This is a genomic window from Actinocorallia libanotica (genome assembly GCF_039525175.1).
In the GTDB taxonomy this organism is placed as follows: Bacteria; Actinomycetota; Actinomycetes; order Streptosporangiales; family Streptosporangiaceae; genus Actinocorallia; species Actinocorallia libanotica.
Genome location: NZ_BAAAHH010000004.1, coordinates 131,827 through 154,076, shown reverse-complemented (window position 1 = coordinate 154,076; position 22,250 = coordinate 131,827). Strand labels below are relative to the sequence as shown.

Annotated in this window: 22 protein-coding genes; 11 read left to right on the top strand and 11 right to left on the bottom strand. The window is 70.5% G+C overall.

All coding sequences use genetic code 11. The annotated features are described in order from the left end of the window. Nucleotides 1-33 precede the first annotated feature (33 nt). From ABD140_RS07535 to ABD140_RS07520, 4 genes are all read right to left on the bottom strand, one after another. Entirely contained in the window at nt 34-507 is a 474-nt protein-coding gene (locus ABD140_RS07535) for a carboxymuconolactone decarboxylase family protein (protein WP_344238198.1), read from the bottom strand. Nucleotides 508-593: 86 nt separating this feature from the next. After that, entirely contained in the window at nt 594-1,616 is a 1,023-nt protein-coding gene (locus ABD140_RS07530) for a FecCD family ABC transporter permease (protein WP_344238196.1), read from the bottom strand. After that, nucleotides 1,613-2,692, bottom strand: a complete 1,080-nt coding sequence (locus tag ABD140_RS07525; RefSeq protein ID WP_344238194.1) for a FecCD family ABC transporter permease — start codon at nt 2,690-2,692, stop codon at nt 1,613-1,615. Before ABD140_RS07525 ends, ABD140_RS07530 begins: the two co-directional genes overlap by 4 nt. A gap of 32 nt (nt 2,693-2,724) precedes the next feature. Next, nucleotides 2,725-3,768: an iron-siderophore ABC transporter substrate-binding protein gene (locus ABD140_RS07520; RefSeq protein ID WP_344238192.1), complete on the bottom strand. Its 1,044-nt coding sequence runs from the start codon at nt 3,766-3,768 to the stop codon at nt 2,725-2,727. Between the two features lie 138 nt (nt 3,769-3,906). Between ABD140_RS07520 and ABD140_RS07515 the strand changes: the two genes are divergently transcribed. The 3 genes from ABD140_RS07515 (at nt 3,907) to ABD140_RS07505 (ending at nt 5,836) form a co-directional block, all read left to right on the top strand. Beyond that, nucleotides 3,907-4,041 (top strand): hypothetical protein, encoded by a 135-nt coding sequence (locus ABD140_RS07515; RefSeq protein WP_344238190.1) that lies wholly within the window; start codon nt 3,907-3,909, stop codon nt 4,039-4,041. A 100-nt stretch (nt 4,042-4,141) separates the two neighbouring features. Further along, complete coding sequence (locus ABD140_RS07510) at nt 4,142-4,993, top strand: alpha/beta fold hydrolase (protein ID WP_344238188.1); 852 nt, start codon at nt 4,142-4,144, stop codon at nt 4,991-4,993. 285 nt (nt 4,994-5,278) lie between these two features. Next, entirely contained in the window at nt 5,279-5,836 is a 558-nt protein-coding gene (locus tag ABD140_RS07505) for a 3'-5' exonuclease (RefSeq protein WP_344238186.1), read from the top strand. A 250-nt stretch (nt 5,837-6,086) separates the two neighbouring features. On the opposite strand, the gene ABD140_RS07500 is transcribed toward ABD140_RS07505, so the two are convergent. Together ABD140_RS07500 and ABD140_RS07495 are read right to left on the bottom strand one after the other, a co-directional pair. After that, on the bottom strand, nt 6,087-7,088 hold the full coding sequence (locus ABD140_RS07500) for a DUF389 domain-containing protein (RefSeq protein WP_344238184.1): 1,002 nt from the start codon (nt 7,086-7,088) through the stop codon (nt 6,087-6,089). A 416-nt stretch (nt 7,089-7,504) separates the two neighbouring features. Next, nucleotides 7,505-8,461, bottom strand: coding sequence for a tyrosine-protein phosphatase (locus ABD140_RS07495; RefSeq protein ID WP_344238182.1), 957 nt, complete (start codon nt 8,459-8,461; stop codon nt 7,505-7,507). A gap of 266 nt (nt 8,462-8,727) precedes the next feature. Between ABD140_RS07495 and ABD140_RS07490 the strand changes: the two genes are divergently transcribed. Then, nucleotides 8,728-9,594 carry a hypothetical protein gene (locus ABD140_RS07490; protein WP_344238180.1) on the top strand — a complete coding sequence of 289 codons (867 nt, stop codon included), beginning with the start codon at nt 8,728-8,730 and terminating at the stop codon, nt 9,592-9,594. A 59-nt stretch (nt 9,595-9,653) separates the two neighbouring features. On the opposite strand, the gene ABD140_RS07485 is transcribed toward ABD140_RS07490, so the two are convergent. Beyond that, nucleotides 9,654-10,766, bottom strand: a complete 1,113-nt coding sequence (locus ABD140_RS07485) for a tyrosine-type recombinase/integrase (protein WP_344238178.1) — start codon at nt 10,764-10,766, stop codon at nt 9,654-9,656. Nucleotides 10,767-11,202: 436 nt separating this feature from the next. Here ABD140_RS07485 and ABD140_RS07480 point away from each other — a divergent pair, with 436 nt between their 5' ends. After that, nucleotides 11,203-12,471 (top strand): coiled-coil domain-containing protein, encoded by a 1,269-nt coding sequence (locus tag ABD140_RS07480; RefSeq protein ID WP_344238176.1) that lies wholly within the window; start codon nt 11,203-11,205, stop codon nt 12,469-12,471. Nucleotides 12,472-12,491: 20 nt separating this feature from the next. On the opposite strand, the gene ABD140_RS07475 is transcribed toward ABD140_RS07480, so the two are convergent. Next, a complete protein-coding gene (locus tag ABD140_RS07475) occupies nt 12,492-12,749 on the bottom strand; it encodes a hypothetical protein (RefSeq protein WP_344238174.1) in 258 nt (85 codons plus the stop codon). A 320-nt stretch (nt 12,750-13,069) separates the two neighbouring features. Here ABD140_RS07475 and ABD140_RS07470 point away from each other — a divergent pair, with 320 nt between their 5' ends. The 3 genes from ABD140_RS07470 to ABD140_RS07460 are packed head-to-tail and all read left to right on the top strand — an operon-like array spanning nt 13,070 to nt 15,284. Then, nucleotides 13,070-13,678 (top strand): dihydrofolate reductase family protein, encoded by a 609-nt coding sequence (locus ABD140_RS07470; protein WP_344238172.1) that lies wholly within the window; start codon nt 13,070-13,072, stop codon nt 13,676-13,678. 53 nt (nt 13,679-13,731) lie between these two features. Further along, the gene (locus tag ABD140_RS07465; protein ID WP_344238170.1) at nt 13,732-14,055 is read left to right on the top strand and encodes a YciI family protein; all 324 of its coding nucleotides are present in this window, start codon (nt 13,732-13,734) and stop codon (nt 14,053-14,055) included. Beyond that, nucleotides 14,052-15,284, top strand: a complete 1,233-nt coding sequence (locus ABD140_RS07460; RefSeq protein ID WP_344238168.1) for an RNA polymerase sigma factor — start codon at nt 14,052-14,054, stop codon at nt 15,282-15,284. Before ABD140_RS07465 ends, ABD140_RS07460 begins: the two co-directional genes overlap by 4 nt. Nucleotides 15,285-15,384: 100 nt before the next feature. Here the strand turns inward: ABD140_RS07460 and ABD140_RS07455 are convergent, their stop codons facing one another. Next, complete coding sequence (locus ABD140_RS07455; RefSeq protein ID WP_344238166.1) at nt 15,385-16,059, bottom strand: universal stress protein; 675 nt, start codon at nt 16,057-16,059, stop codon at nt 15,385-15,387. A gap of 415 nt (nt 16,060-16,474) precedes the next feature. On the opposite strand from ABD140_RS07455, the gene ABD140_RS07450 reads away from it, so the two are divergent. After that, nucleotides 16,475-18,130, top strand: a complete 1,656-nt coding sequence (locus ABD140_RS07450) for a SulP family inorganic anion transporter (protein WP_344238164.1) — start codon at nt 16,475-16,477, stop codon at nt 18,128-18,130. 27 nt (nt 18,131-18,157) lie between these two features. Next, nucleotides 18,158-20,086 (top strand): alkyl/aryl-sulfatase, encoded by a 1,929-nt coding sequence (locus ABD140_RS07445; protein WP_344238162.1) that lies wholly within the window; start codon nt 18,158-18,160, stop codon nt 20,084-20,086. Between the two features lie 45 nt (nt 20,087-20,131). Here the strand turns inward: ABD140_RS07445 and ABD140_RS07440 are convergent, their stop codons facing one another. Continuing rightward, the gene (locus ABD140_RS07440; RefSeq protein WP_344238160.1) at nt 20,132-20,497 is read right to left on the bottom strand and encodes a nuclear transport factor 2 family protein; all 366 of its coding nucleotides are present in this window, start codon (nt 20,495-20,497) and stop codon (nt 20,132-20,134) included. An 87-nt stretch (nt 20,498-20,584) separates the two neighbouring features. Between ABD140_RS07440 and ABD140_RS07435 the strand changes: the two genes are divergently transcribed. Then, nucleotides 20,585-21,364: a helix-turn-helix domain-containing protein gene (locus ABD140_RS07435; RefSeq protein ID WP_344238158.1), complete on the top strand. Its 780-nt coding sequence runs from the start codon at nt 20,585-20,587 to the stop codon at nt 21,362-21,364. 157 nt (nt 21,365-21,521) lie between these two features. On the opposite strand, the gene ABD140_RS07430 is transcribed toward ABD140_RS07435, so the two are convergent. Beyond that, nucleotides 21,522-22,169: a winged helix-turn-helix transcriptional regulator gene (locus ABD140_RS07430; protein WP_344238156.1), complete on the bottom strand. Its 648-nt coding sequence runs from the start codon at nt 22,167-22,169 to the stop codon at nt 21,522-21,524. Nucleotides 22,170-22,250 lie beyond the last annotated feature (81 nt).

Below are 22,250 nucleotides of genomic sequence, written 5' to 3'. Positions count from 1 at the left end.
GGAAGGAACGGCGCGGAACCGCCCGCGGAAGGGTCAGCCGAACTGGCCGGGCCGGTAGTCGCCGGCGGGCTGGCGGACGATGACGTTCATCCGGTTGAACGCGTTGATGACGGCGATCAGGCCCACCAGGGCGGCGAGCTGCTCCTCGTCATAGTGTTCGGCGGCGTTCGCCCAGGCCTCGTCGGTCACTCCGCCCGCCGCGTCGGCGATGCGGGTGCCCTGTTCGGCCAGCTCCAGCGCGGCGCGCTCGGCGTCCGTGAAGACGGTGGCCTCCCGCCACGCGGCGACCAGGTGGAGACGCAGGGGCGTCTCACCGGCGGCCAGGGCGTCCTTGGTGTGCATGTCGGTGCAGAAACCGCATCCGTTGATCTGGCTCGCACGGATCTTGACCAGCTCCTGCGTCGCCTCCGGCAGTCCCGAGCCGGAGACCGCCCGATCCGCCGAGATCAGGGCCTTCAGCACCTTGCCGGAGGCCGGGCTGCCGAAGAGGTTCAAACGGGCGTCCATGGAGTACTCCTCTGCTGTTGTTCTCAGATCGCATGGATAGGACCGAACAGCCCGCCCGGATGTGACACACACGCCAGAGCCGCAGGTCAGACGGGACGGTTGCCGGGCCTGACGAGGAGCCAGAGGAGGTAGGGCGCACCGACGACACCGGTGACGACGCCGGCGGGAAGGACGACGCCTGGAACGGCGAACTGGGCGATGAGGTCGGAGGCGAGCAGGAGGGCGGCGCCGATGAGGGCCGAGGGGAGCAGGGCGAGGGAGCCCGTCCCGGTGACGCGGCGGGCGATCGGGGCGCTGACCAGGGCGATGAACGGCAGGGGGCCGACGACGGCGACGGCGGCGGCCGCCAAGGCCGCGGCGAGGCCGATGAGGACCGTGCGGGTGCGGTCGACCTTCACGCCGAGGGCGGCAGCGGGGTCGTCGCCGAGTTCGAGCACCGCCAGGCGGCGCCCGTAGGAGAGCGCGGCGGGCAGCAGCACGGCGGCGCAGACCGCGAGGGTCAGCGCGGTGTCCCATCCGGCCCGGCCGAGGCTGCCGTTGATCCAGACCAGGGCGTCCTGGGCGTCGCGGATGTCGCTGCGGGTGAAGACGTAGGACACGACGCAGGTGCATAGGGCGGAGATGCCGATGCCGACGATGACGAGCTGGTGTGCGGCACGCCGCCAGGACAGCAGGTAGAGGGCCGCGGTCGCGGCGAGGGTGCCGACGAGCACGACGCCGGTGAGGGTGAGGCCGCTGAACCCGAAGACGATGAGGCCGACGACGCCCGCCGCGCTCGCGCTGTTGGTGACGCCGATGATGTCCGGGCTGGCCAGCGGGTTGCGCAGGACCGACTGGAGGAGGGCTCCCGACAGGCCCAGGCACGCCCCGGCCAGGAGCGCGGTGATCATGCGCGGCATGCGCAGTTCCAGGATGACGAACCGGGTCATCGCGTCCGCGCGGCCGGTCACCGCGGAGAAGACCTCCGACGGGCTGACCGACGCCTTGCCGATCGCCAGCCCGAGGACCGCGAGGACGGCGATCACCAGCACGAGGACCGCGGTGACACCCGCCTCGCGCAGCCGTGCCCGCTGGAGAAGGCGGCCCATCGGGGTGGAGGATGCGGTCATCGGCGTCCCTTCCCGCGCATCCGGATCAGGACCACGAGCAGAGGCGCGCCGACCGCGGCGACCACGACGCCGACCTGGAGCTCTCCCGGGCGGACGACGACCCGGCCGAGCACGTCGCAGCCGATGAGCAGCACCGGCCCGGCGAGGGCCGCGTACGGGACGCTCCAGCGGTGGTCGGGTCCGGCGATCCGCGCCGCGAGATGCGCGACGATGAGGCCCGCGAACGAGATCGGCCCGGCCGCCGCGGTGGCCGAGCCGCACAGCAGCACCACCGACAGCGCGGCGAGCGCCCGGACGAACCCGACTTTCTGGCCGAGGCTGCGGGCCACCTCCTCCCCCATGGCCAGGCCGTTGAGCCCGCGGCTCACCGCGAACGCGAGCACGAGCCCGGCGGTGATGCCGGGCAGCGTCTGCCAGAAGACGGTGAAGTCGCGGGCGGTGAGCGCGCCGACCTGCCAGAAGCGCATCTGGTCGAGAGCGGCCTGGTCGGTGAGGAGGATCGCGGTGACCACCGAGGTGAGCGCCGCGGTGACCGCGGCGCCCGCCAGCACCAGCGTGACCGGGGTGGCGCCGCCGCGCCCGGCGGCGCCGGCCACCGCGTACACGGCGACGGTCACCAGAGCGGCGCCGGCGAAGGCGAACCAGAGGTAGGCGTTGCCCTGGACGCCGAAGACGCTCAGGGCGACGACGACGGAGAGGGACGCGCCCGCGTTCACTCCCAGAAGGCCCGGATCGGCCAGCGGATTGCGGGTCAGGCCCTGCATGACGACTCCGGCGACGGCGAGGCCGATGCCCACCGTGACGCCGACGAGCGTGCGGGGCAGCCGCTTCTCGACGACGACCAGGTGGTGGGGGTTCGCCGGGTCGTAATGCGTGAGCGCCTGCCACACCGTGCCGAACGGCAGCGCGTTCGCGCCGACGGCGAGGCTGAGCACGCACACCGCGACGAGAGCGGCGGCCAGCGCGAGCAGGCCGACGGCCAGAGGGCCGATCCGGCGGCGCCGAAGCACCGTGTCGGAGGTGGCTCCCTGGGCCGCCGGTTCCGGCGTGCCCCGGGTGACGGGGAGGACTGGCACGAGGAGTTCTTCCGGTGGGGCGTATCGGCTGACTAAGAGGCGGCCTTCTCAGCGGCCTTGGCGAGCTGCGGGACGTACTGGTCGAGCATCCACGGGATGGACAGCACGGTCGGCGCACTGGTGGCCATGACGAAGGACTCGCCGACGATGGGCGCGAAACGCCCCTCCTTGATGGCGGGCATGGCGGCGATGACCGGGTCGGCGACGAACTTGTCGACGGCCTTCTGGTCGGCGAAGTACATCACCAGCACGTCGGTCTCGATCTTCTCGACGTTCTCGTAGCTCAGCTGGTAGAAGAAGTCGCCCTCCTCCGGCTTCGCGTCGAGCGCGGCGACGCTCGGGCTCAGGGTCATGCCGAGGTCGACGAGCATGCCCACGCGGGGGTCGTTGTCGCGGTAGACGTTGAGCAGGTCGGCCTCGTTGGCCGCGGCGTAGAAGAAGTTCCTGCCCTTCACGACCGGGTGCTCGTCGGCGAGCGCCTTCACCGCGGAGGTGGTCTGCTCCAGCAGCTCGGCGGCCTGATCGCTCTTGCCGAGGGCCTTGCCGATGGTCTCGATCTGGTCCTGCCAGGGCATCGACCAGGGCTTGTCCGGGTAGGCGACGACCGGGGCGATCTTGCTGAGCTTGTCGAAGTCCTCCTGGACGATGCCCGAGTAGGGGGCCAGGATGACGTCGGGCTCGGCCTCGACGATCTCCTCGAACGGGACGTCGGTGCCCTCGGTCAGCAGGGCCGGGGCCGTCCCGCCCAGCTCCTTGATCTTGTCGGCGACCCACGGGAGGACGCCGTCGGCGTTGCCGCCGTAGGTGTACCTGGGCATCGCGACCGGCACCACGCCCAGGGCGAGGGCGGCGTCCTGGCTGGACCATCCCCAGGTGACGACCCGCTCGGGCGCCTCGGTGATGACGGCGTCGCCGAGCTTGCTGGAGACGGTGACCGGGAACGCGTCGGAGGATCCCGCGGAGGGGCCCGCCCCGGTCTCCGGCTCGGCCGAGGAGCATCCGGTGAGCGCGAGGGCGGCCGCCGCTGTCAGAGCGGCCAGCGCGGCCCTGGGACGAGACCGTACGACGGCGAACATGGCGGTACTCCAAAACATCGGGGTTGTTAGGCGAGGCTTACCTTACATTGATTTGTACGGAGTGTTCCGCCCAGCCCCGTTCGTCACCGACACCGTTCGTACCGTCCGGTCGCGACGGCAGGCTTCAGGGCGGATCCGATGTCGCCGCCATCCTCTTTGCGGCAGTTCCAGCTGGGGCGCTGCGCCTTCTCCAGCTGCACGCCGCCCTGGTCGCGGACGGCGTTCGCCGACCCGCTGCCCGAGCAGTCAGCCTCCACAGCGCCGTTCGCCTGAGCGGCGGCTCGCCGTAACTGAACCCATCAGGGCCCGACCACCGTCCGCTGACCGGGAGGTTCCATCGCCGCGAATTGAAACCTGTTCTAGTTTGGCGGGCATGGATGTGACATACGAGGGGACCAGGCGGGAAATCGCCACCGACAAGGGTGTGCTGCGCTACCACGAGGCGGGCCAGGGGCCGCCGCTCCTGCTGCTACACGGCTCGGGCATCGGAGTCAGCGGCTGGCGGAACTACCGGGAGAACCTAGGAGTCTTCGCCGAGCACTTCCACTGCTACATCCTCGAATTCCCCGGCTTCGGAGTGAGCGACCCCGTCGGCGGGCACCCCGTGGCGACGGCCGCGTCGTCGGTGATCCGCTTCATGGACGCCCTCGGCATCGAATCGGCCGCGATGATCGGCAACTCGATGGGCGGTGTCGTCGGCGTCAACGTGGCCATCAGGCATCCCGATCGGGTGAGCGGGCTCGTCACCATCGGCGGCGTGGGACCGAACATCTTCAGCCAGCATCCGAGCGAGGGCACACGCCTGCTGCAGGAGTTCGCGGACGGTCCCAGCCGCGACAAGCTGGTCCGCTGGCTGGAGTGCATGGTCTACGACCGCGACCTGGTCACCGAGGAGCGGATCGAGGAACGCTGGCAGGCGGCCAACGACCCCGAGTCGCGCAAGACCCTGGCCGCCATGTACGGCTCCGCGGCGTTCGCGGCCCAGCAGCAGGCCATGGCCGCTTCCGGTGCGCCGCCGTACTGGTCGATGCTGGACAAGGTGCGGTGCCCGACCCTGCTGACGTGGGGCCGCGACGACCGGCAGTGCCCGCCGGACATGCCGCTGCTCCCGATGCGGCTGATCCCCCAGGCCGAGCTGCACATCTTCCCCAACTGCGGCCACTGGGTGATGATCGAGGCCAAGCAGGCGTTCGAGCGGGTCACGCTCGACTTCCTGCTCCGATGAACTGACGACCCGGCATCATGCAGATACCGGTGCAGGGCGGCCCTCCGCTCCCGAAGGCGGCCCCAGCCCGAAGCGGACGGGTGCGTGATCTTGATTGCAGGTCGGGGACGTCACGGAGAGGTGAATGCGGCTGGAGGGATGCAACAGTCGGTGGCAGGGCGAGAGCCGCGAGGGCTTCCGGCAGCAGGCGATCGGCACCTCCGCCTGCGCTGCGGTCTGTGCCGGACGGCCTGGCGGGACACCGGTCCCTGGCCGGCCGGACGCCGCGCTCCTACCGTCGGCCGCATGGACAGAGCGCTGCTGAACGTCGTGGACGTCGAGGCCACCTGCTGGCCGGACAGGATCGCGCCGCCGGACGAGGTGGCCGAGATCATCGAGATTGGCGTCTGCGTGGTGGACCTCGCCTCCGGCACGCGAGTGGCCCGTGACCGCCTCCTGGTCCGCCCTTCCCGTTCCCGGGTGTCGCCGTTCTGCACCGCGCTGACCGGCCTCACCGAAGACGAGGTAGCCGGTGCCCCCACGTTCGAGCAGGCATGCGACCGGCTCCGGCAGGTCCACGGCTCGGACTCCACGCCTTGGGCGAGCTGGGGCACCTTCGACCTCGAACTCTTCACGGCCCAGTGCGCCCGCGACGGTGTCGCCTACCCGTTCTCGGACGACCATACCGACGCCAAAGCCGTGTTCGCCGCCGCCTACGGCCTCGCCCACCGCCCGTCGAGAACCGAGGCCCTTCACCTCGCCGGCCTTCCCGGTGAGGGCACAGAGCACAGGGGCGCCGACGACGCCTGGAACGGCGCGGCCCTGGTCCTCCACTTGACCGCGCTCGGCCGCTGGCCCGACTGAGCCGCAGCCCACAAGGTCAGGACCGAGGTGTCGGGGTGCGGGGAGTGCGCCTTGATGATGACGGTGCAGGCAGCGGCCAGCGATGCACCGGGCCCATGAGCAGATCACCGAGGTCTGTCGGGACGCCCCGCACGGTTGCACGGGTCTGTTCTTCGACGCACCGCACTGCTTCGACGTCCCCATGCGGGAGGCGGCGTTCGCCTGGCTCACCGGAATTCCGATGCGAGCCGGGCGGGACGGGTGAGGATGTTCAGGAGCCGACCGTTCCGGCGTTGATCGTGCGGCCCCAGGTGATCTCGATGACGATGGAGAATCCGTCGGGGACGACGCCTTCGAGGCGGGTGAGCAGGTCGGCGGCGGGTGGCGGCTCGGTGGGGGTGCGGATGGAGACGTGGAAGGACGTCGACTCCGTGCGGACGCCGGTGACGGTGGCGCCCGGCCGACCCGCCAGCCACTCGGTCGCGACGTGTTCGACCCGGTTCTGCCAGGTGGCCAGGAGGTAGTTGGCCGCCGTGCTCAGGACCAAGGGGATCGAGACGAGCAGGCCGAGCCCGCCGAGCGCGAGTACGGTCCAGGAGCGCGGGGCCCCGGCGGCCGGGACGGCGGTGGCGTAGCCGAGGGCGGTGAAGACGAACGTCCCGGCCAGCACGAGGGAGAGCATGTTGGACAGGAAGAGCACCAGCGCGCCGAGCGCGAGCACGAACGCGCCGTCGCCGAGGCAGACGCCCGCCACGACCAGCGGGGGCACGAGCGAGATCGCGATCGCCACTCCAGGCAGGACCGCGGCCACGTCGCGGCGGGCCAGCGCGACGGCTCCCGCCAGACCGGTCGCCAGCGCCGCGAGCAGGTCGGCCAGGCCCGGCGACGTCCTCCCGGAGATCTGGCCGTTGGACAGCAGGTCGTAGGAGCGGGGAACGGCCAGGGACGCCAGCAGGCCGACGGCGACGACCACGGCCACGCCACCGAGGACGAACCGTCCCGCACCCGTGCCGGAGCGTTGCACCAGCCCCAGCGCCATTCCCATGATCGGCGTCGACAGCGGTGCGATGATCATGGCTCCGATGATTGTGGCGGTCGAGTCGGCCAGTACACCGGCGGCGGCGATCACCGCCGACAGGACGAGCATCGTCCAGAACGCCGAATACCGGGACGCGCGGTCGCCCGAGCGCAGATCGAGATCGCCGGTGAGCTCCTCCGGCGTCCGCCGCTGCGCAGCGGGGATGAGCAGGCCGCGTGCCTCCGCCAGCAGCATGGTGTGCCTCTGACCTCTCTCCGGGCCGCTCAGAGGTAGGCCTGGAAATTCCAGACGGTCCGGTCTTCCAGCGGCGGCAGAATGTGCACGGTGTCTCCTGGAAATGCGTGGGGTCCTTTGTCTACCCCCTCGCTGCCCCTGTCGGCCTCTGGCCCAACCTCCGGGGAGGGCAAAGAAGACATGGCGTGTCATCTTCGGAGGCCGATTGCGAGTGGACGGCCTACACCCAGCGCACGCCGCGAGCGCGGGTCGGCCGATGACCGTGGGGGGCGGTCGATCAGAACGGACATGCCTGATCGTCGTCCCGGCTCCACACGCTGATGGCCGCACGAGGGTGAGCGCGCGAGCCTGCAGTTCGGCCAGGCCGTCGAGGCCGCCGGGCGGCGCTGCCCGGCGGCCTCGTCGTCCGGGGCGGATCAACGGGTGAGCAGGTTGTTCCGTAGCTCCGTGCGGGTCCGGACGTCCACGCCGAGCCCCACTCGCAGGTAGCGGTCGAGCGACCCGTAGGAACGCCGTACCTGATCGAGCGCGGCGTCGAGATAACTCGGGCGGACCTCCTGGACGGGGATCAGCAGATCGGGGTTCTGCATGTACCCGCCGGCCTTCAGGCCCGCCCTCACCTTGGCGTCGGCGGCCGCCCGGTACTGGTTGGACAGCAGGAAGTCGCTCCGGGCCGTGCTGCCCGGGACGCCCAGCGAACGCAGCAGCAGGTAACCGAGCCAGCCCGTCCGGTCCTTGCCGCTCGTGCAGTGGAAGACCATGGGCGTGCCGGACCGGTCGGCCGTCTCTCGCAGCGTGCGGCCGAACGCCTCCCGCGACCGGGGGTCGGTGACGAAGCTGCGGTACAGCTTCCGCATGATCTCCTCACCGCGCCCGCCGCCGAAGACGGCCTCCTGCCGGGCCGGGTCCTTGGAGCCGATGGCCGCGGTCACGATGGCGAACATCCCGGTGTCGTCGACCGGACGGGGGGTGACCGCGAGTCCGGCGGGCAGCCGGTCCGGGCCGTCCTGGGCGACCTCCGCGGGGGTGCGGAGATCGACGACCCGCTTGACGCCCAGTCCGTCCAGCGTCTGGAGGCCGGCGTCGGTGACGTGGTTGAGGGCTTCTGCCCGGTACACCCGGCCGGTTTTCACGTGAAGGCCGAAGGACGTCCGGTAGCCGCCGAAGTCACGGAAGTTGACCGTGCCCTCGACGTCGATCCGGCCGACCGGACGGTCCGCCCTGTCCGGGTGCCCGTACCCGTGGTGAGCGTGGTGGTTCGGTGCCGACGCGGCGGGGGGCGCGCTGCGCGGCGCGGCGTGCGCCTCCGGGGCGACGAGCAGGGCGACGGCCGTGGCCAGCGCGGCGGCGCTGATGGGGGGACGGGATCGCATGGGCGGCTCCAAGAAGCTGGGATGGGGCCCACAGCGTAAGAAGCAGCACATCCCGGACAGAGGCTCTTCCCTATGAGCGGGAGACTATTTCGGATGTGACCGGTAACGGCTCCACGTCGGGTTCTCCGTCACCCATGGCCCATGGATCGGTTGCGGTGTCGGCGCAGGAGGAGGCGGGGAGACGGACCGTTGTCGGTAGGGGTGCATATGGTGCCGTCAACGACACGTCCTGCCGGTTCCGCCGGTTTCGTCAAGGAGTACTGATCATGATTCCCGCGACGGCACCGGAGACTCTCCCCAGCGGGTGGGACGACGCGCTGAGCAGTGCCTTCGAGATACTGCTCAGCGGAAAGCCGGCCGGCGACCCGACTGCTCGATACGGGGTGTACCACGCCTCGGAAACTTTCGACGAGTTCCTGTTCCCCAATCTGTGGGCGACCCCCGACACTCTGGCAGACCGGAAGCCGAGGCCGCTGCCGGATGCGGAGGAGTACCCTTTCTCGCCTTTCGCCTGGCGGTTCGACCTGAGCAAGTCGTTGTTCTGTTTCGACCCCGAACTCCTGGCCGGAAGGGGTCCGTGGGGCGACGGCGGGCACAAGGGCCCCCGACCGTTCGATGACGCCTTCGTTGCTGGTCTGCGGGCCGTTTCCTCGTTGGGTGAAGACGGTGAAGCACTGGTGTACGGGGCGGAGTTGGGACCGCTGCTGGGCCGTCACGGGATCGACCTGACGAACAAGAGGTCCAAGAAGCTGAACGGGTGGCTGGCGGTGCTGCTGCGCGTGGCCACGGATGGAACTCTCACTGATGCGATGCGGGCCGCGACGTTCACCGAGCGCGGGCCCGACCACCTGGTCTCGGTACGCGAGGTCCCGCGGCCCCGCTCCGCCGACGAGCGCTGGGAGGAGAAGCTGAGCACGGTCACATATCCCGGTCTTCGCGACCATCTCCGCATGCTGTGCCGCACGCAGGACGATGCGCGGAGCGAGGGCGGCTTCTACTGCGGAACCGACTACTGGCCGTCGACCGATGTTCTGGAAGCGGTCGGTTGCTCGCTCGTCGCGGGCTGGGAGTTCGGCGAGTCCCAGGCCGGTACCGCCGTCGTGCCCCTCCCGGACGAGCCGGGAGCGCACTGAGCACGCCGCTCCGGGAGCCGAGAACCGGGAGAGCCCGGCCGCCTCGTCCCCGGCGCGGGTCAGGATGCGGGTGGTCGAGGTGGTGGGAGGGTGCGGCCGTGCATGGCTTCGCGCAGGGTGTCGGGTCCGCGGCGGTCGTAGCCGGTGGTGGTGGCGGGGTTGGCGTGGCCGGCCAGGCGTTGGACGGTGGACACGTCGCCGGTGGCGGCGAGGCGGTCGCTGATGAAGGCGTGGCGGCAGTCGTGGGGGTTGAGGTTGGTGTAGCCGGGGCGTGCGGCCAGGTCGGTGCGGGCGATGAGCTTGTCGAGGATCTTCTCGATGGTGTCGGGTTTGAGGTGGGCCAGGTCGGCGGCCTGCACGGTGCCGGCGCGCACCGAGGGGGCTTGGCGGGCGGAGAAGAACAGCGGGCCGCGCTTGTGGCCGGTGTAGGAGAGCCAGGCGTCGAGGTGGTGGCGGACGTCGGGGCCCAGCGGCAGGGTGCGGATGCGGCCGCGTTTGCCGTACACGGTGACCTGTTGCCCGTCGTAGTCGGTGCGCTGCAGGGCGGTGGCCTCGGCGCGGCGTAGTCCGGCTCCGTACAGCAGGGCCAGGATGGCGGCGTCCCGCAGGGCGAAGGCCTCCTTGGGGTCGGCGGCCGCGGCGCCGAGCAGGAGGGCGATCTCCTCGTCGGGCACGTCCCGCCCGGCTCGGGCGTCGGAGGGGTCGACGTCGCGGATGGCGCTGGCGCGCTCCTGCTCCTCCTTGGTCATCAGCCCCAGGAGCATGGCGGTGCGCAGGACGCCGCGCAGTGCGGCCAGGTGCTTGTTGATGGTGGCCGGCGCCCACCGCTGGTCCTTCAGGGTCTGGGCCAGGAGCAGGGTGTGCTCGTAGCGCAGCTGGTGCCAGGGGAAGAACCGTCCGTACTCCTCCCCCAGGGCGGTCAGCTGCCGGCGGGGCAGGCCGCGGGCGGCGGCGTGCAGCTCGACGATGCGGTTGAGGGCGCGGCGGATGGTGTCGGCCGAGGGCCCTTCCCGCAGCGAGGTCAGGTAGGCCAGGTAGGGGTTGCGCAGGTCGGTGAGCGTCACCGCGCCGTGCACGTCCAGTTCGGCGGAGGCCGCCGGGACCGCGGTGGAGGGCTCTCTCCGGACGGGCCTTCCGACGACTACGGGCATCACCTCACCCGGGGTGCTCATGCGATCACCTTCCATGCCATCGGTTGCCTACCGGACGGCCCATCGCCATCGGTCGCCGTGCCGTCACCGCGTACGCGCACCCCGGTCTCCTTTTCGCTCGAGCGGCGCCCCTCCCACGAACAGCCCTCCGCCAAAGGGCTCCTGAGGGAGGCCGACCGGATCGATCATAGCGCCCCCAAGATCAATGTAGGAGAACTCCACTTCTCCGCCACACATTCTTAGCCTCACTATTTCGTCTCTGTTTTGTGTTTCGTTTCGTTCCGTCTCAAGAAGACGAAACAATGCTACGCTGCCGATCTCAACACCGTCCTCAGGCGACCGCGCCGGGGACGCCGCGGAGGCGGTCCTCCCTCAGGGGCCGTCGCCGGAGCATCGGACGGTGTGACGAAAGGGCCGCATCCCGTTGCGGCCCGTGATGTTGCAGGAGGAGATGCGCGTGGACGACCAGGCTCCGCAGTCCGAGGCCCCCGCCGAGGAGATCGGGCAGGAGGCACCGCATGGGAGGTGCCTGCACTGCCACAGCCCGTTGCCGACGCCGAAGGCGACCGGGCGCCGCCCGCGGTACTGCCCTGACCCGGCCAAGGGCTGTCGGCGCAAGCACCACCGGGCGCGCCAGGCCTCCGGGCGCTCCGCCTACCAGGCCGTCCTGGCTCCCGTGCGGGAAGGGCAGGAGGAGCTGGCGCCGCTGCTGGCGGCCGCGCTGCCCGCCTTGAGCTCATTGGCCGAGCGGATCGCCGACCTGGACGCCGCCACCGCCGAACGCGTCGCCGACCTGGAGGAGATGCTCGAGGGCGCCCAAGCCGCCGCCGACACCGCCGAATCCCGCGCCGAGACCGCCGAGCGCGCCGCCGCCCAGGCCCGCCGCGAGGCCGAGGCCCGCATCAAGCAGGCCGACAAGGACATCGCCCAGGCCCGCGCGGCCCAGCAGCACGCCGAGGAGTCCAGGAAAGCCGCGTGGGAAGAGGCCGGCCGCCACCAGCACGCCGCCGGAGCCGCCGAAGCCCGCGCCACCGCCGCCGAGACCGCCCGCGACCTGGCCGCCCGGCTCTTCGAGCAGCAGAGCGCGGCCGCCGCCGCCCAGATCACCGACCTGACCCGCGCCCGGGAAGAGGCCCTGGACAACCTCAACCAGGCCATCACCGGCGAACGCCAGGCCCGCACCGCTCTGACCGAAGCCGCCCACGCCCACCGGCAGCTCGCCGACGAACTCGCCGCGGCCCGCCGTGACCTGGACACCGCACACCACGACCTGCAAGAAGCCCGCGGCCTCACCGAGACCGCGATGCGCGAACGCGACGACGCCCTTCGCCAGAGCGAGGAGTCCCTCCGCGAGAGCCAGGCCGCCCGCGATGCCGCCCGGGCCGCCGAGACCGCATGCCAGGAAGCCCTCCACGCCCACGCGGGCATCGCCGGAGCCCTGGAGGCGATGCGCGAACAGCTCACCGCCGCCCACCAGCGCGCCGAACACGCCATCGGCCGAGCAGCGGCGTTCTCCCCCGACGCCCTGCCCGCCATCACCGACATCAACGGCACCCCCGGCGTTTCCCTCGGCGACGCCCAAGCCGTCCTCATCGAGAACGGGCAGGTCCTCCCAGTGCGTTTGCCCGACAGGGTCCCCCTGACCGCCGACCAGGCCATCCGCATCGGCCGGGCGCTCCTGGCCGCCGCCACCCATACCCGCAGCGATCCGCCTACTCCCCACTGACCGCCAGGACCCGCAACCGGCTACCGGAGCTTGTCCCCGGATCGAGCAGCCAGGCTCGCGCACAGGAGAGCAACGAACCGGCGTCCGAACTCTCGCGCGTCGTCGTCGGTGGCCATCGGGACGTCGACCTTGCGGACGTCCCTGGGGAAGGACGGCTTGAGGACCTCGTGATGCGTCCACGCGTCGGCCGGCTTGGCGGCTGCCGAAGAGGCGGGCGAGATGGCGAGCGAGCAGAATGCCCGTACGCAGGCGAGCACAAGGCCGCCGGGTCTTCTCATGTTCCTTGCCCCTGGGCGCATGTGCCGTCGCGCCCCCCGAGCGGCGGAATTCCGCTGAGTGTCGAGGCCCAGTCGGTGAGGGTGGTGGCCGGATCACTCGAGACCGAGTGGGCCACGATCAACGCGGTGGCGACCAGGCTCGGCATCGGCACCACGAAGACACTGCGTACCTGGATCCGCCAGGTCCAGGAGGGCACCGGTCGGCGGCCCGGAGAATTCTGCGAAGAAGTCCGGGAGGCGGTGTCGGATCTGGGTGGTGCTGTTCGTAGCAAGGGTGAGGCCGCCCGCAAGGGGCAGCGCGAAGGAAGGGAACCACGATCATGAAGCTGACGACCATGACTCAGGTCACCGTCGATGGGGTGATGCAGGGGAACGGTGCGGCGACGGATGACCGCGGGAACGGATTCGAGCGCGGCGGATGGGCCCGGGGGAAGGGCGACGACGAGACCAGGACGTTCATCACGCAGACCTACCAGCGCGCGGAGGCGTTCCTGTTCGGTCGGCGCACCTACGAGCTGTTCGCCGGCTCCTGGGGATCGATCGGCCAGATGCGCGCGCATCCCATCGGCGTGGCCTTGAACGAGGCACCCAAGTACGTTGCCTCGACCACGCTCACCGCGCCGCGTTGGGCGGACACGACCGTTCTCCGCGGCGACCTCGCGGCGGCCATCAGCGAGCTGAAGGCCAAGCCCGGGGGCGAGCTGCAGGTGCACGGCAGCGGTGTCCTGACCCGGTGGCTGCTGGAGAACGACCTGGTCGACGAGATGACTCTGATCGTGATCCCGGTGATCGTCGGCCAGGGCGCGAGACTGTTCCCGGAGAACGGTCCGGATCTCGCGCTCGACCTGGTCGAGTCCCGAGTGGACTCGAAGGGCGTGGCGGTCCAGGTCTACCGGCCGGCCGGGCGCCCGCGGTATACAGCGGCCTGAAGTCCCCGACCGGGAAGCACACCGTCCTGAACACCAGAGGAGATGATCTTCAAATGCAATATCTGGTTTCCGTGATCGATGACAAGAGCAATCCCGGCAGCACGGACAGGCAGCCCGCCATCAGCGCGTTCAACGAACGACTGATCGCCGGGGGCTACTGGGTTTTCGCGGGCGGACTCGCGGACACCGACGCGGCCACGGTCATCGACAACCGGGGCGAGCAGACGGTCTTCAGCGACGGGCCTTTCGTGGAGTCGAAGGAGTATCTCGCCGGCATCTGGGTGTGGGAGGCCCCCGATCTGGATGTGGCGCTCGAGCTCGCGGCCGAGGCGTCGAAGGTCTGCGATCGGAAGATCGAGGTACGGCCGTTCCTGTGAGCGACGTCGAGGAGGCGATCACCCGGGCCCACCACGACGAGTGGGCGCGGGTGGTGGCCGCCCTGACCAGGAGCTTCGGCGACCTCGACATCGCGGAGGAGGCGGCTGCCGAGGCGTTCGCGACCGCCGTGGAGCGGTGGCGGGCCGACGGCGTACCGCCCAATCCCGGCGCGTGGCTGACCACGACCGCCAACCGCAAGGCCATCGACCGGATCCGGCGTGAGAACAAGCGCGACGACAAGCACAGGGAGGCTCATATGACGTACGACGACTCGTCTGAGTCCGTCGGCGCCATCGATGACGACAGACTCCGGCTGATCTTCACCTGCTGCCACCCGGCACTGGCGATGGAAGCGCGCGTGGCGTTGACGCTGCGCATGGTCGGCGGTCTGACCGTGCCCGAGATCGCCCGTGCCTTCCTGGTGCAGAGGACCACCATGGAGCGGCGCATCACCCGCGCGAAGGCCAAGATCAATGCCGCTCGCATCCCCTATCGGATGCCGTCCGCCGATGATCTTCCGGCTCGTGTCTCCGGCGTCCTGGCCGTCCTTTTCCTCGTCTTCAACGAGGGCTACCTGGCCAGCGGCCCCGACACCGATCCCGTACGCCACGACCTGACCACCGAGGCGATCCGGCTCACCGGCCTGATCCGCGCGCTCCTGCCGCAGGACGGAGAAGTGACCGGGCTGCTGGCGCTGATGCTGCTCATCGAGGCCCGCCGCCCCGCCCGGGTCTCGGCCGGCGGCGAACTGGTCCCCCTGGCCGAGCAGGACCGCAGCGCCTGGGACGCGGAACTGATCGCGGAAGGCCATCGGCTGGTGCGCGAGCGCCTGGCCGCTGCCGCTGCCGGGGCGGCTCCGGGCCGCTACCAGATTCTCGCCGCGATCAACGCGGTGCACACCTCCGCCCGCACCGCCCGCGACACCGACTGGTCGCAGGTCCTCGCCCTCTACGACCGGCTCGTCCGCCTCGACCCCTCGCCGATCATCGCCCTCAACCGGGCCATCGCCGTGGCCGAGACCGACGGGCCGGAGACGGCCCTGGCCATCGTCGACCGCCTCGCCGAGGTGTTGGCCGGCTATCACGCCTACCACGCCACCCGCGCCGACCTGCTGCGCCGGCTGGGGCGAAGCCGGCAGTCACGCGCGGCCTACGACCGGGCCATCGAGCTGGCCGGCAACACCGGCGAGACCGCTTACCTCACCCGCCGCCGCGCCCAACTGCAGTAGCGCCCGCGCCTGAAGAGCGCACTTGATACAGCGGGGAAAGGCGACGCGGAACGCTGCACCATTGACATGCTGAACTGCCCCGGCCTGGGTGAAGCCCGGCCTACCTGGCGACTGGTGTGTGGAGTGAACGGTAGCGGTCGGCCCTCGGATTGGCGACGAGGACGGGGATCGTTGCGTGCTTGACGAGATATGCGGGGACGTTGCCCAGCAGGCGAGCCGACATGCCGCGCCCGTGTCGGCCGACCACCAGCAGATCCACGTCTTCGGCCTCGGCGAAACGCAGCAGTGCCTCACCGGGAGGGCCGAAGAGCACCTGGTAGCTCACCGAACCGGCACCGGCGGTTTCGGCCACCGCTGCGGCAAGGCGCCGGGCGGCGTTCTCGACGGCCTCCCCCGTGGGGTCATCGGCATCGTCGTAGGTGACGGCTTCGGCGATCACCAGTTCGCCGCACCGGGGTCCCAGGAGCGCCACCGTATCTCGTATCGCCTGGCACGACTGCGATGATCCATCAAAACCGGTCAGCACCCGCAACCCTTGCGGCTCCGCCACCGAACGCTCTCCAAGCCTGTCGGTCGCCTGCCTTTTGAACGTCGCGACGCCGGGAGAACGTTCGACACGGTCGAGCGCGATGGGCACGTACCACGGGCCGAGCACGACGGCGACCACGGTCCATCCCAGCGAATGCCCGCGCCGGGCCAACCAGAGGCCGGTCACCAGACCCGTGATGATCCACGCAGCGGCGAAGGCCAGGATTACAGCGGTCATCTGGTCCATGACCTCAACTCTGCGATCCCGTTCATCAGCGGAGATAGAGTCCCATGGTCCTGCCGCTGGCCCATAGGGCCTCTCCAGCGGCGCCGCTGTTTCTTCCCCCCATCGCGTCCTCCGAGCCGCCGAGTGCCAAAAAGGCGGAATTTGGATGGAAATTTCTGTCAAGTTCATGCCGGGAATCTGCCGCGCGGCCTCCCGCCGCAGATGGTCGCCCGATCTCCCTTGGGGCTGCTTTAGCCGTCCCGTGGCGAGGCAGCGGGTATCCACCGTTCACCGAGATCGCCGGGAAACGGGAAGAGGACCAGATGGGTGGTGAGACGGCCGGAGCGCCACCGCCGGCGACCCCTCGGGGAAGCCGGGATCATGGCCGCGACCGGTGCCCGCGCCATGCTGCTCGGCAGGGATGCGGGAGGCCCGGTTGACCGGCGGGAGGGTACCGCCCTGGGTCGCCGGGGGGCTGCGCGGCGTCACGCGTGCGGAGCTGCCGCGCGAGGTCATGGCCGGGGTCACGCTGGCGGCCCTGGCCATCCCGTTGAACATCGGATACGCGCAGATCGCCGGGCTGCCGCCGGTGGCGGGCCTGTACGCGGCGATCCTGCCGATCGCGCTGTTCGCGTTGCTGTGCTCCTCCCGGCAGCTCGTGGCGAGCCCCGACGCGCCGATCGCGGCGCTGATCGGGTCGCTGCTGGTGGCGATCGTCGCCGAGCCGGGCAGCCCGCGCTATGTGGAGCTCGCCTACGCCCAGGCGCTGGTGTGCGCGGTGGTCTTCCTGCTGTTCGCCGTGCTCAGGCTGGGGTTCCTCGCCGACTTCCTGTCCGAGCCGGTGCTCGTGGGGTTCATCGCGGGGCTGGCGATCGAGATCCTCACCAGCCAGGTGGAGAAGATCCTCGGCATCCGGGTCACCGCGGAGGCGTTCTTCTCGGAGCTGTGGGAGATCGTCACGAAGATCCCGGACGCCCGGATCTGGAGTGTCGCCGTCGGGGTCGCGACCATGGTGATGATCGTGGTGCTGCGCCGGACGGCGCCCGCGCTGCCCGGCCCGCTGATCGCGCTGGTGCTCGTGACGGCGGTGGTCGCCGCGGCCTCCCTGGACGAGCGCGGAGCGGCGATCCTGGGGCCGGTGCCCTCCGGGCTGCCCGTGCCGCACTGGCCGGAGGTCTCGCTGGGCCAGTGGGCGGCGCTGGTGCCGGGAGCGATCGCCATCTGCGCGGTGACCCTGGCCGACGGGCTGCTCACCGCCCGCCGCTACGCCGAGCAGCACGGCTACCGGCTGGACGCCGACCAGGAGCTGCGCGCCTTCGGGATCGCCAACATCGGAGGCGGCCTCACCCAGTCGATCACGCTCGGGTCGAGCGCCTCGCGCACCGCGGCGATGGACGCCACCGGGTCCCGCAGCCAGATCCCCAGCCTCGTCTGCGCGGCGGTCGTGGCGGTCCTGCTCGCGTTCTTCTCCGGACTGCTGAAGTACCTGCCGAACGCGGCGCTGGCCGGGATCGTCGCCGTCGCCGTCGTCAAACTCATCGACGTCCACGCGCTGCGGCGGCTGTGGCGGCTGCGGCGATCGGAGTTCTGGATCGCCGCGGTGTGCATGCTCGGGGTGCCGGTGCTCGGGTCGCTGAGCGCGGTGGTCATCGCCTTCCTGCTGTCGGCGGTGGAGGTGGTACGACGCGCCTCCCGTCCCGGAACGGCGACGCTCCAGCCCGGCCCTCACGGCCGGTTCGTCCGAGGACAGGCCCAGGAGGCGGCCCCCGGCCTGGTGGTCTACCGGTTCGAGGCGGAGCTGTTCTTCGCCAACTGCAACACGTTCGCCACCCGCGTCGAGGAGCTGGCGACCGACCGCGTGCGGTGGCTCGTCCTGGACGCCGAGGCCGTCACCGACATCGACACCACCGGCGCACAAACACTCGCCGAGACCACCGGCAAGCTCGCCGACCGGGGGATCACCTTCGCGATCACCCGCGCCACCCGGCCCTTGCGAGACCTGCTCGACCACTACGGCCTCGGCGGACTGAGGCACTTCGACTCCAACGAGGCCGCCTTGAGCGCCTACCTGGCGGCCGAGGCCCACCGGTGATCGAGGCGTTCGCCGACATGCCGCCCTATGTGGTGGGCCTTCTCGTTCACGCAGGCGGCCAACGAAGCGGTGCTGAACGAGCTGGACTTCGACGACGAGCGGGACTTCGCCGACGTGGCTCGCGGCCTCATTGCGCCGCTGCCCGACAACGGCGTCATCCGCAACTCCGCCGGCCAGATCGTGTGGGATCTGCCCGCTTTCTCCCTGGTGCGGGGCGACGCTCCCGCAACGGCGAACCCCTCGCTGTGGCGCCAGTCCAAGCTGATGAAGCACGCCGGGCTCTTCCAGGTGACCGACCGCCTCTTCCAGGTCCGCAACCACGACCTGGCCAACGTGACGATCGTCGAAGGCGACGACGCGCTCGTGGTGATCGACACCGGCACCAATACCGACTGCGCCCGCGCCGCGATGGACCTGTACTTCCAGCACCGGCCTCGCAAACCGGTCACCGCAGTGATCTACACCCACACCCACATCGACCACTACGGCGGCGTCCTGGGCATCGTGTCGCCCGAGGACGTCGCCGCCGGCAAGGTCTCGATCATCGCACCGGGCGACGACTTCGACCGGCTGGCCCTGGGCGAGAACGTGATCTGCGGCAACGTCATGGCCCGCCGCTCCACCCACCCCTTCGGAGAGCTCCTGGCCGACTGCGCCACCGGCATGATCGGCGACGGGATCGGCCTCGCCACCGCCTCGCACGTCACGATCGGCTACCTCCCGCCGACCGACATCGTCCACCGCACCGGCGAGCAGCGCACCCTGGCCGGGCTGACGTTCGTGTTCCAGATGGCGCCCGACACCGAGGCGCCGGAGGAGTTCCACATCTTCATCCCCGAACTCAAGGCACTGACCTGCGCGGAGAACGCCAACCACACCCTGCACAACATCCAGACGCTGCGCGGCGCCCGCACCCGCGATGCAGCCGGCTTCGCCCGCTACCTCGACGAGGCGATCGAACTGTTCGGCACCGCCGCCGAGGTCTACTACGGTCCGCACACCTGGCCTGTCTGGGGGAACGCCGACGTCGTGGCGTTCCTGGAATCCCAGCGCGACACCTACAAGTACCTGCACGACCAGACGCTCCGTCTGGCCAACCACGGCCTCACCCCCGTCGAGATCGCCGAGCAGCTGCGCCTGCCCGACTCCCTGGGCCGGGCTTGGTGGAACCGCGGCTACCACGGCACCGTCAATCACAACGTCAAGGCCGTCTACGCCAAGGAACTCGGCTGGTACGACGGCAACCCCGCCCACCTGCACCCTCTGCCCCCCGCCGAGTCCGCCTGCCGCTACGTCGAACTCGCCGGCGGCGCCGACAAGCTCCTCGCCCATGGCCGCAAGGCGATGGAGGCTGGTGACTACCGGTGGGTCGCCGAGCTCGCAGGGCACGCGGTCTTCGCCGACCCGGCCGACCAGAAGGCCCGCGACCTGCAGGCCGACGCGTTCGAGCAGCTTGGCTACCAGGCCGAAGGCCCCCAATGGCGCAACATCTACCTGTCGGCGGCACGCGAACTCCGCTACGGCGTCGACCGCTCCGCCGGAGAGCAGACCGCGTCCACAGAAACGATCAAGGCCATGCCGCTCGAGGTGTTCCTGGACTACCTCGCCGTCCGCCTCAACGGCCCTGACGCCATCGGCCACGACCTGGCCATCAACCTCACCCTCACCGACCTGCCCGACCCCTACAGCATCACGATCGGCAACGGCGTCCTGCACGCCCGCAAACGCCATACCAAGAACGCCGACCTCGAACTCACCCTCACCCGCCCTCAGCTCATAGCCGGAGTACTGAGCCCCGGCACCCTCGACACCGCCATCAACGACGCGTCCATCACCGCCCACGGCGACATCGGCGCCCTGCACACCCTCATCGGCCTCCTGGACACCTTCGACCCGTACTTCGAGCTCCTCAGCTCCAACGCCGCCGCGACCTCCCACGGCTCGCCAAGGTCCTGAGTGCGGGAACCGGCACGGGACCGGCCCCCGACTCTCGAAGGTGTCTCAGCACAGGTCCGCGAGAGGGTCCGGGGCTCCCGGCGGGATCTGCTCGACGACCTCCCAGCGTTCGGCGATCAGGCCGTCCTGGAGCCGGAAGATGTCGGAGACCGCGATGTCGAGTCCGGGTAGGGACCTGCGCGAGAGCATCGTGACAAGGTCGCCTTCGGCGATGAGGGCGCGGATGTCGACCCGCATCTCGGCGAGCGGCAGTGTGCGGGCCTTGGCGATCCAGTCGGCCTTCGTCGTGGTCTGGAACGGCAGTCCGTGGTCGACGTAGTCGTCGCGCAGGAGCGGCGCGACCGCGTCGAAGTCGCTCGCGCCGTACGCCTTCAGGCAGGCCAGGACCTGTTCCTTGTGTTCTGTGGTCATGTCGGAAGTGTCGGACGCGGTCCGGTGGGTTGTCGATGAACTCGGATGTCATGGCCCCTCTCCGGCCCTCCGGCTAAGGTCGACGCCGTGGAGTCGGTGGGAGCCCTGCTGCGCGGGTGGCGGCACAGCAGGCGGCTGAGCCAGCTCGACCTCGCGCTGGCGGCGGACGTGTCGCAGCGGTATGTCAGCCTGGTCGAGACGGGCCGGTCCCGGCCGAGCGCCGCCATGGTGATCCGTCTCGCCACCCACCTCGACGTGCCGCTGCGGCACCGGAACCGGCTGCTGGTGGCGGCCGGGTTCGCGCCGCGGTACCGCGCACGGCCGCTCGACGACCCGGAGATGGCGCCCGTCCGCGACGCCGTGGCCCGGGTGCTGCGCGCGCACGAGCCCTATCCCGCTCTGGCCGTGGACCGCCGGTGGAACATCGTGATGGCCAACGCGCCGGTCGCCCACTTCCTCAAGGCCGCCGACCCCGTCCTTCTCACCGACCCGGTCAACATGGTCCGGTTGGGTCTGGACCCCCGCGGCCTGGCCTCCCTGATCGTCAACCTGCCCGAGGTCCGCACGTTCTTCCACACCCGCCTGTCCCGCCAGCTCGCCCGGACCGGCGACCCCGCGATCAGCGCGCTCCTCGAGGAGTTCTTCGCCTCCGACGCGCCCGCCGATCCGGTCCTCCGGCAGGAGCCTGAGGTCGCCGTCCCCATGGTCTTCGATCTGGGCGGCCGGGAGGTCCGGCTCTTCTCGACCATCACCACCTTCGGAACCCCCGATGACATCACCGTCGAAGAGCTCTCCATCGAGTCCTACTATCCGTCCGACCCCGAAAGCGCCGCCTTCCTCCACTCCCTGGCAGGCCCGCCCCCCTGACGCCCCGGGAGTCGCGCAGAGGCCGTCCGCCCAGCCGTTCGTGCGCGCTCAGTTCGGCTGTGCGGGGGTGTTCTCCGGTTCGCGGACGGCTCCGCCGCCGAGCTCGTCCAACGCTGATACTCCGTGACCGGCCGGGCGGGACCGGCCGGAGGGCGGGTCAGAAGCGGAACGTCTGAACGAACCGGTGGAGGAGCGCAGGATCGCCCTCGACCCGCACGCTGCCGTCGGCGAGTGCCTGGTCGGGGCTCTTGGCACCGGTCATCAGCGCGTGGACGCCTTGGTCTCCCAGCCTTTCGATGACCAGGTCCGGGGCCGGATGCGGGCCGATGCCGACCGTGAGGGTCCCGGCGGTGATCTGGAGGCGGAGGGTGAACTCGCCCATGCGCACCTCGTAGCCGACGGTGGTGTCGCGGGCCGTCTCCGGGCGGTAGGTGGTGCGGAAGGCCATGGCGACCGATTCGGCGGTGATGGTCTCGCCGGGGCGCGGCTCGGTCATGGTCCGGGCGCCCCAGCGGCCGAGCGCGATCAGCGCGGGTTCCAGGTCGCGTCCGTGGTCGGTGAGCTCGTAGACGACCGCGCGCTCGGGGTGGGACAGCGCGCGACGCGTGGCCAGGCCCGCCTCCTCGAGTTGCTTGAGGCGTGAGGACAGGATGTTGGTCGGGATGGCCGGCAGTCCCTTGCGCAGGTCGGTGTAGCGCTGGGGCCCCGACAGCAGGTTGCGGACGATCAGCAGCGTCCAGCGTTCGCCGACCATCTCCAGCGCGCGCGCCAGGCCGCAGAACTGTCCGTACTCACGAGCCGTCATGCTGCACATCCTACATCGAGCATCAGTTGACAAACCTTGCTTGCAAAATGCAAGCTTGCTTCTCGTTCGGTTGTTGACTGG

What these genes read in the sequence shown, in the direction of transcription:
- ABD140_RS07535 (WP_344238198.1), bottom strand. Translation starts at nt 507, where the DNA reads ATGGACGCCCGTTTGAACCTCTTCGGCAGCCCGGCCTCCGGCAAGGTG.
- ABD140_RS07530 (WP_344238196.1), bottom strand. Translation starts at nt 1,616, where the DNA reads ATGACCGCATCCTCCACCCCGATGGGCCGCCTTCTCCAGCGGGCACGG.
- ABD140_RS07520 (WP_344238192.1), bottom strand. Translation starts at nt 3,768, where the DNA reads ATGTTCGCCGTCGTACGGTCTCGTCCCAGGGCCGCGCTGGCCGCTCTG.
- ABD140_RS07515 (WP_344238190.1), top strand. Translation starts at nt 3,907, where the DNA reads ATGTCGCCGCCATCCTCTTTGCGGCAGTTCCAGCTGGGGCGCTGCGCC.
- ABD140_RS07510 (WP_344238188.1), top strand. Translation starts at nt 4,142, where the DNA reads ATGGATGTGACATACGAGGGGACCAGGCGGGAAATCGCCACCGACAAG.
- ABD140_RS07505 (WP_344238186.1), top strand. Translation starts at nt 5,279, where the DNA reads ATGGACAGAGCGCTGCTGAACGTCGTGGACGTCGAGGCCACCTGCTGG.
- ABD140_RS07500 (WP_344238184.1), bottom strand. Translation starts at nt 7,088, where the DNA reads ATGCTGCTGGCGGAGGCACGCGGCCTGCTCATCCCCGCTGCGCAGCGG.
- ABD140_RS07495 (WP_344238182.1), bottom strand. Translation starts at nt 8,461, where the DNA reads ATGCGATCCCGTCCCCCCATCAGCGCCGCCGCGCTGGCCACGGCCGTC.
- ABD140_RS07490 (WP_344238180.1), top strand. Translation starts at nt 8,728, where the DNA reads ATGATTCCCGCGACGGCACCGGAGACTCTCCCCAGCGGGTGGGACGAC.
- ABD140_RS07485 (WP_344238178.1), bottom strand. Translation starts at nt 10,766, where the DNA reads ATGAGCACCCCGGGTGAGGTGATGCCCGTAGTCGTCGGAAGGCCCGTC.
- ABD140_RS07475 (WP_344238174.1), bottom strand. Translation starts at nt 12,749, where the DNA reads ATGAGAAGACCCGGCGGCCTTGTGCTCGCCTGCGTACGGGCATTCTGC.
- ABD140_RS07470 (WP_344238172.1), top strand. Translation starts at nt 13,070, where the DNA reads ATGAAGCTGACGACCATGACTCAGGTCACCGTCGATGGGGTGATGCAG.
- ABD140_RS07465 (WP_344238170.1), top strand. Translation starts at nt 13,732, where the DNA reads ATGCAATATCTGGTTTCCGTGATCGATGACAAGAGCAATCCCGGCAGC.
- ABD140_RS07455 (WP_344238166.1), bottom strand. Translation starts at nt 16,059, where the DNA reads ATGGACCAGATGACCGCTGTAATCCTGGCCTTCGCCGCTGCGTGGATC.
- ABD140_RS07445 (WP_344238162.1), top strand. Translation starts at nt 18,158, where the DNA reads ATGTGGTGGGCCTTCTCGTTCACGCAGGCGGCCAACGAAGCGGTGCTG.
- ABD140_RS07440 (WP_344238160.1), bottom strand. Translation starts at nt 20,497, where the DNA reads ATGACCACAGAACACAAGGAACAGGTCCTGGCCTGCCTGAAGGCGTAC.
- ABD140_RS07430 (WP_344238156.1), bottom strand. Translation starts at nt 22,169, where the DNA reads ATGACGGCTCGTGAGTACGGACAGTTCTGCGGCCTGGCGCGCGCGCTG.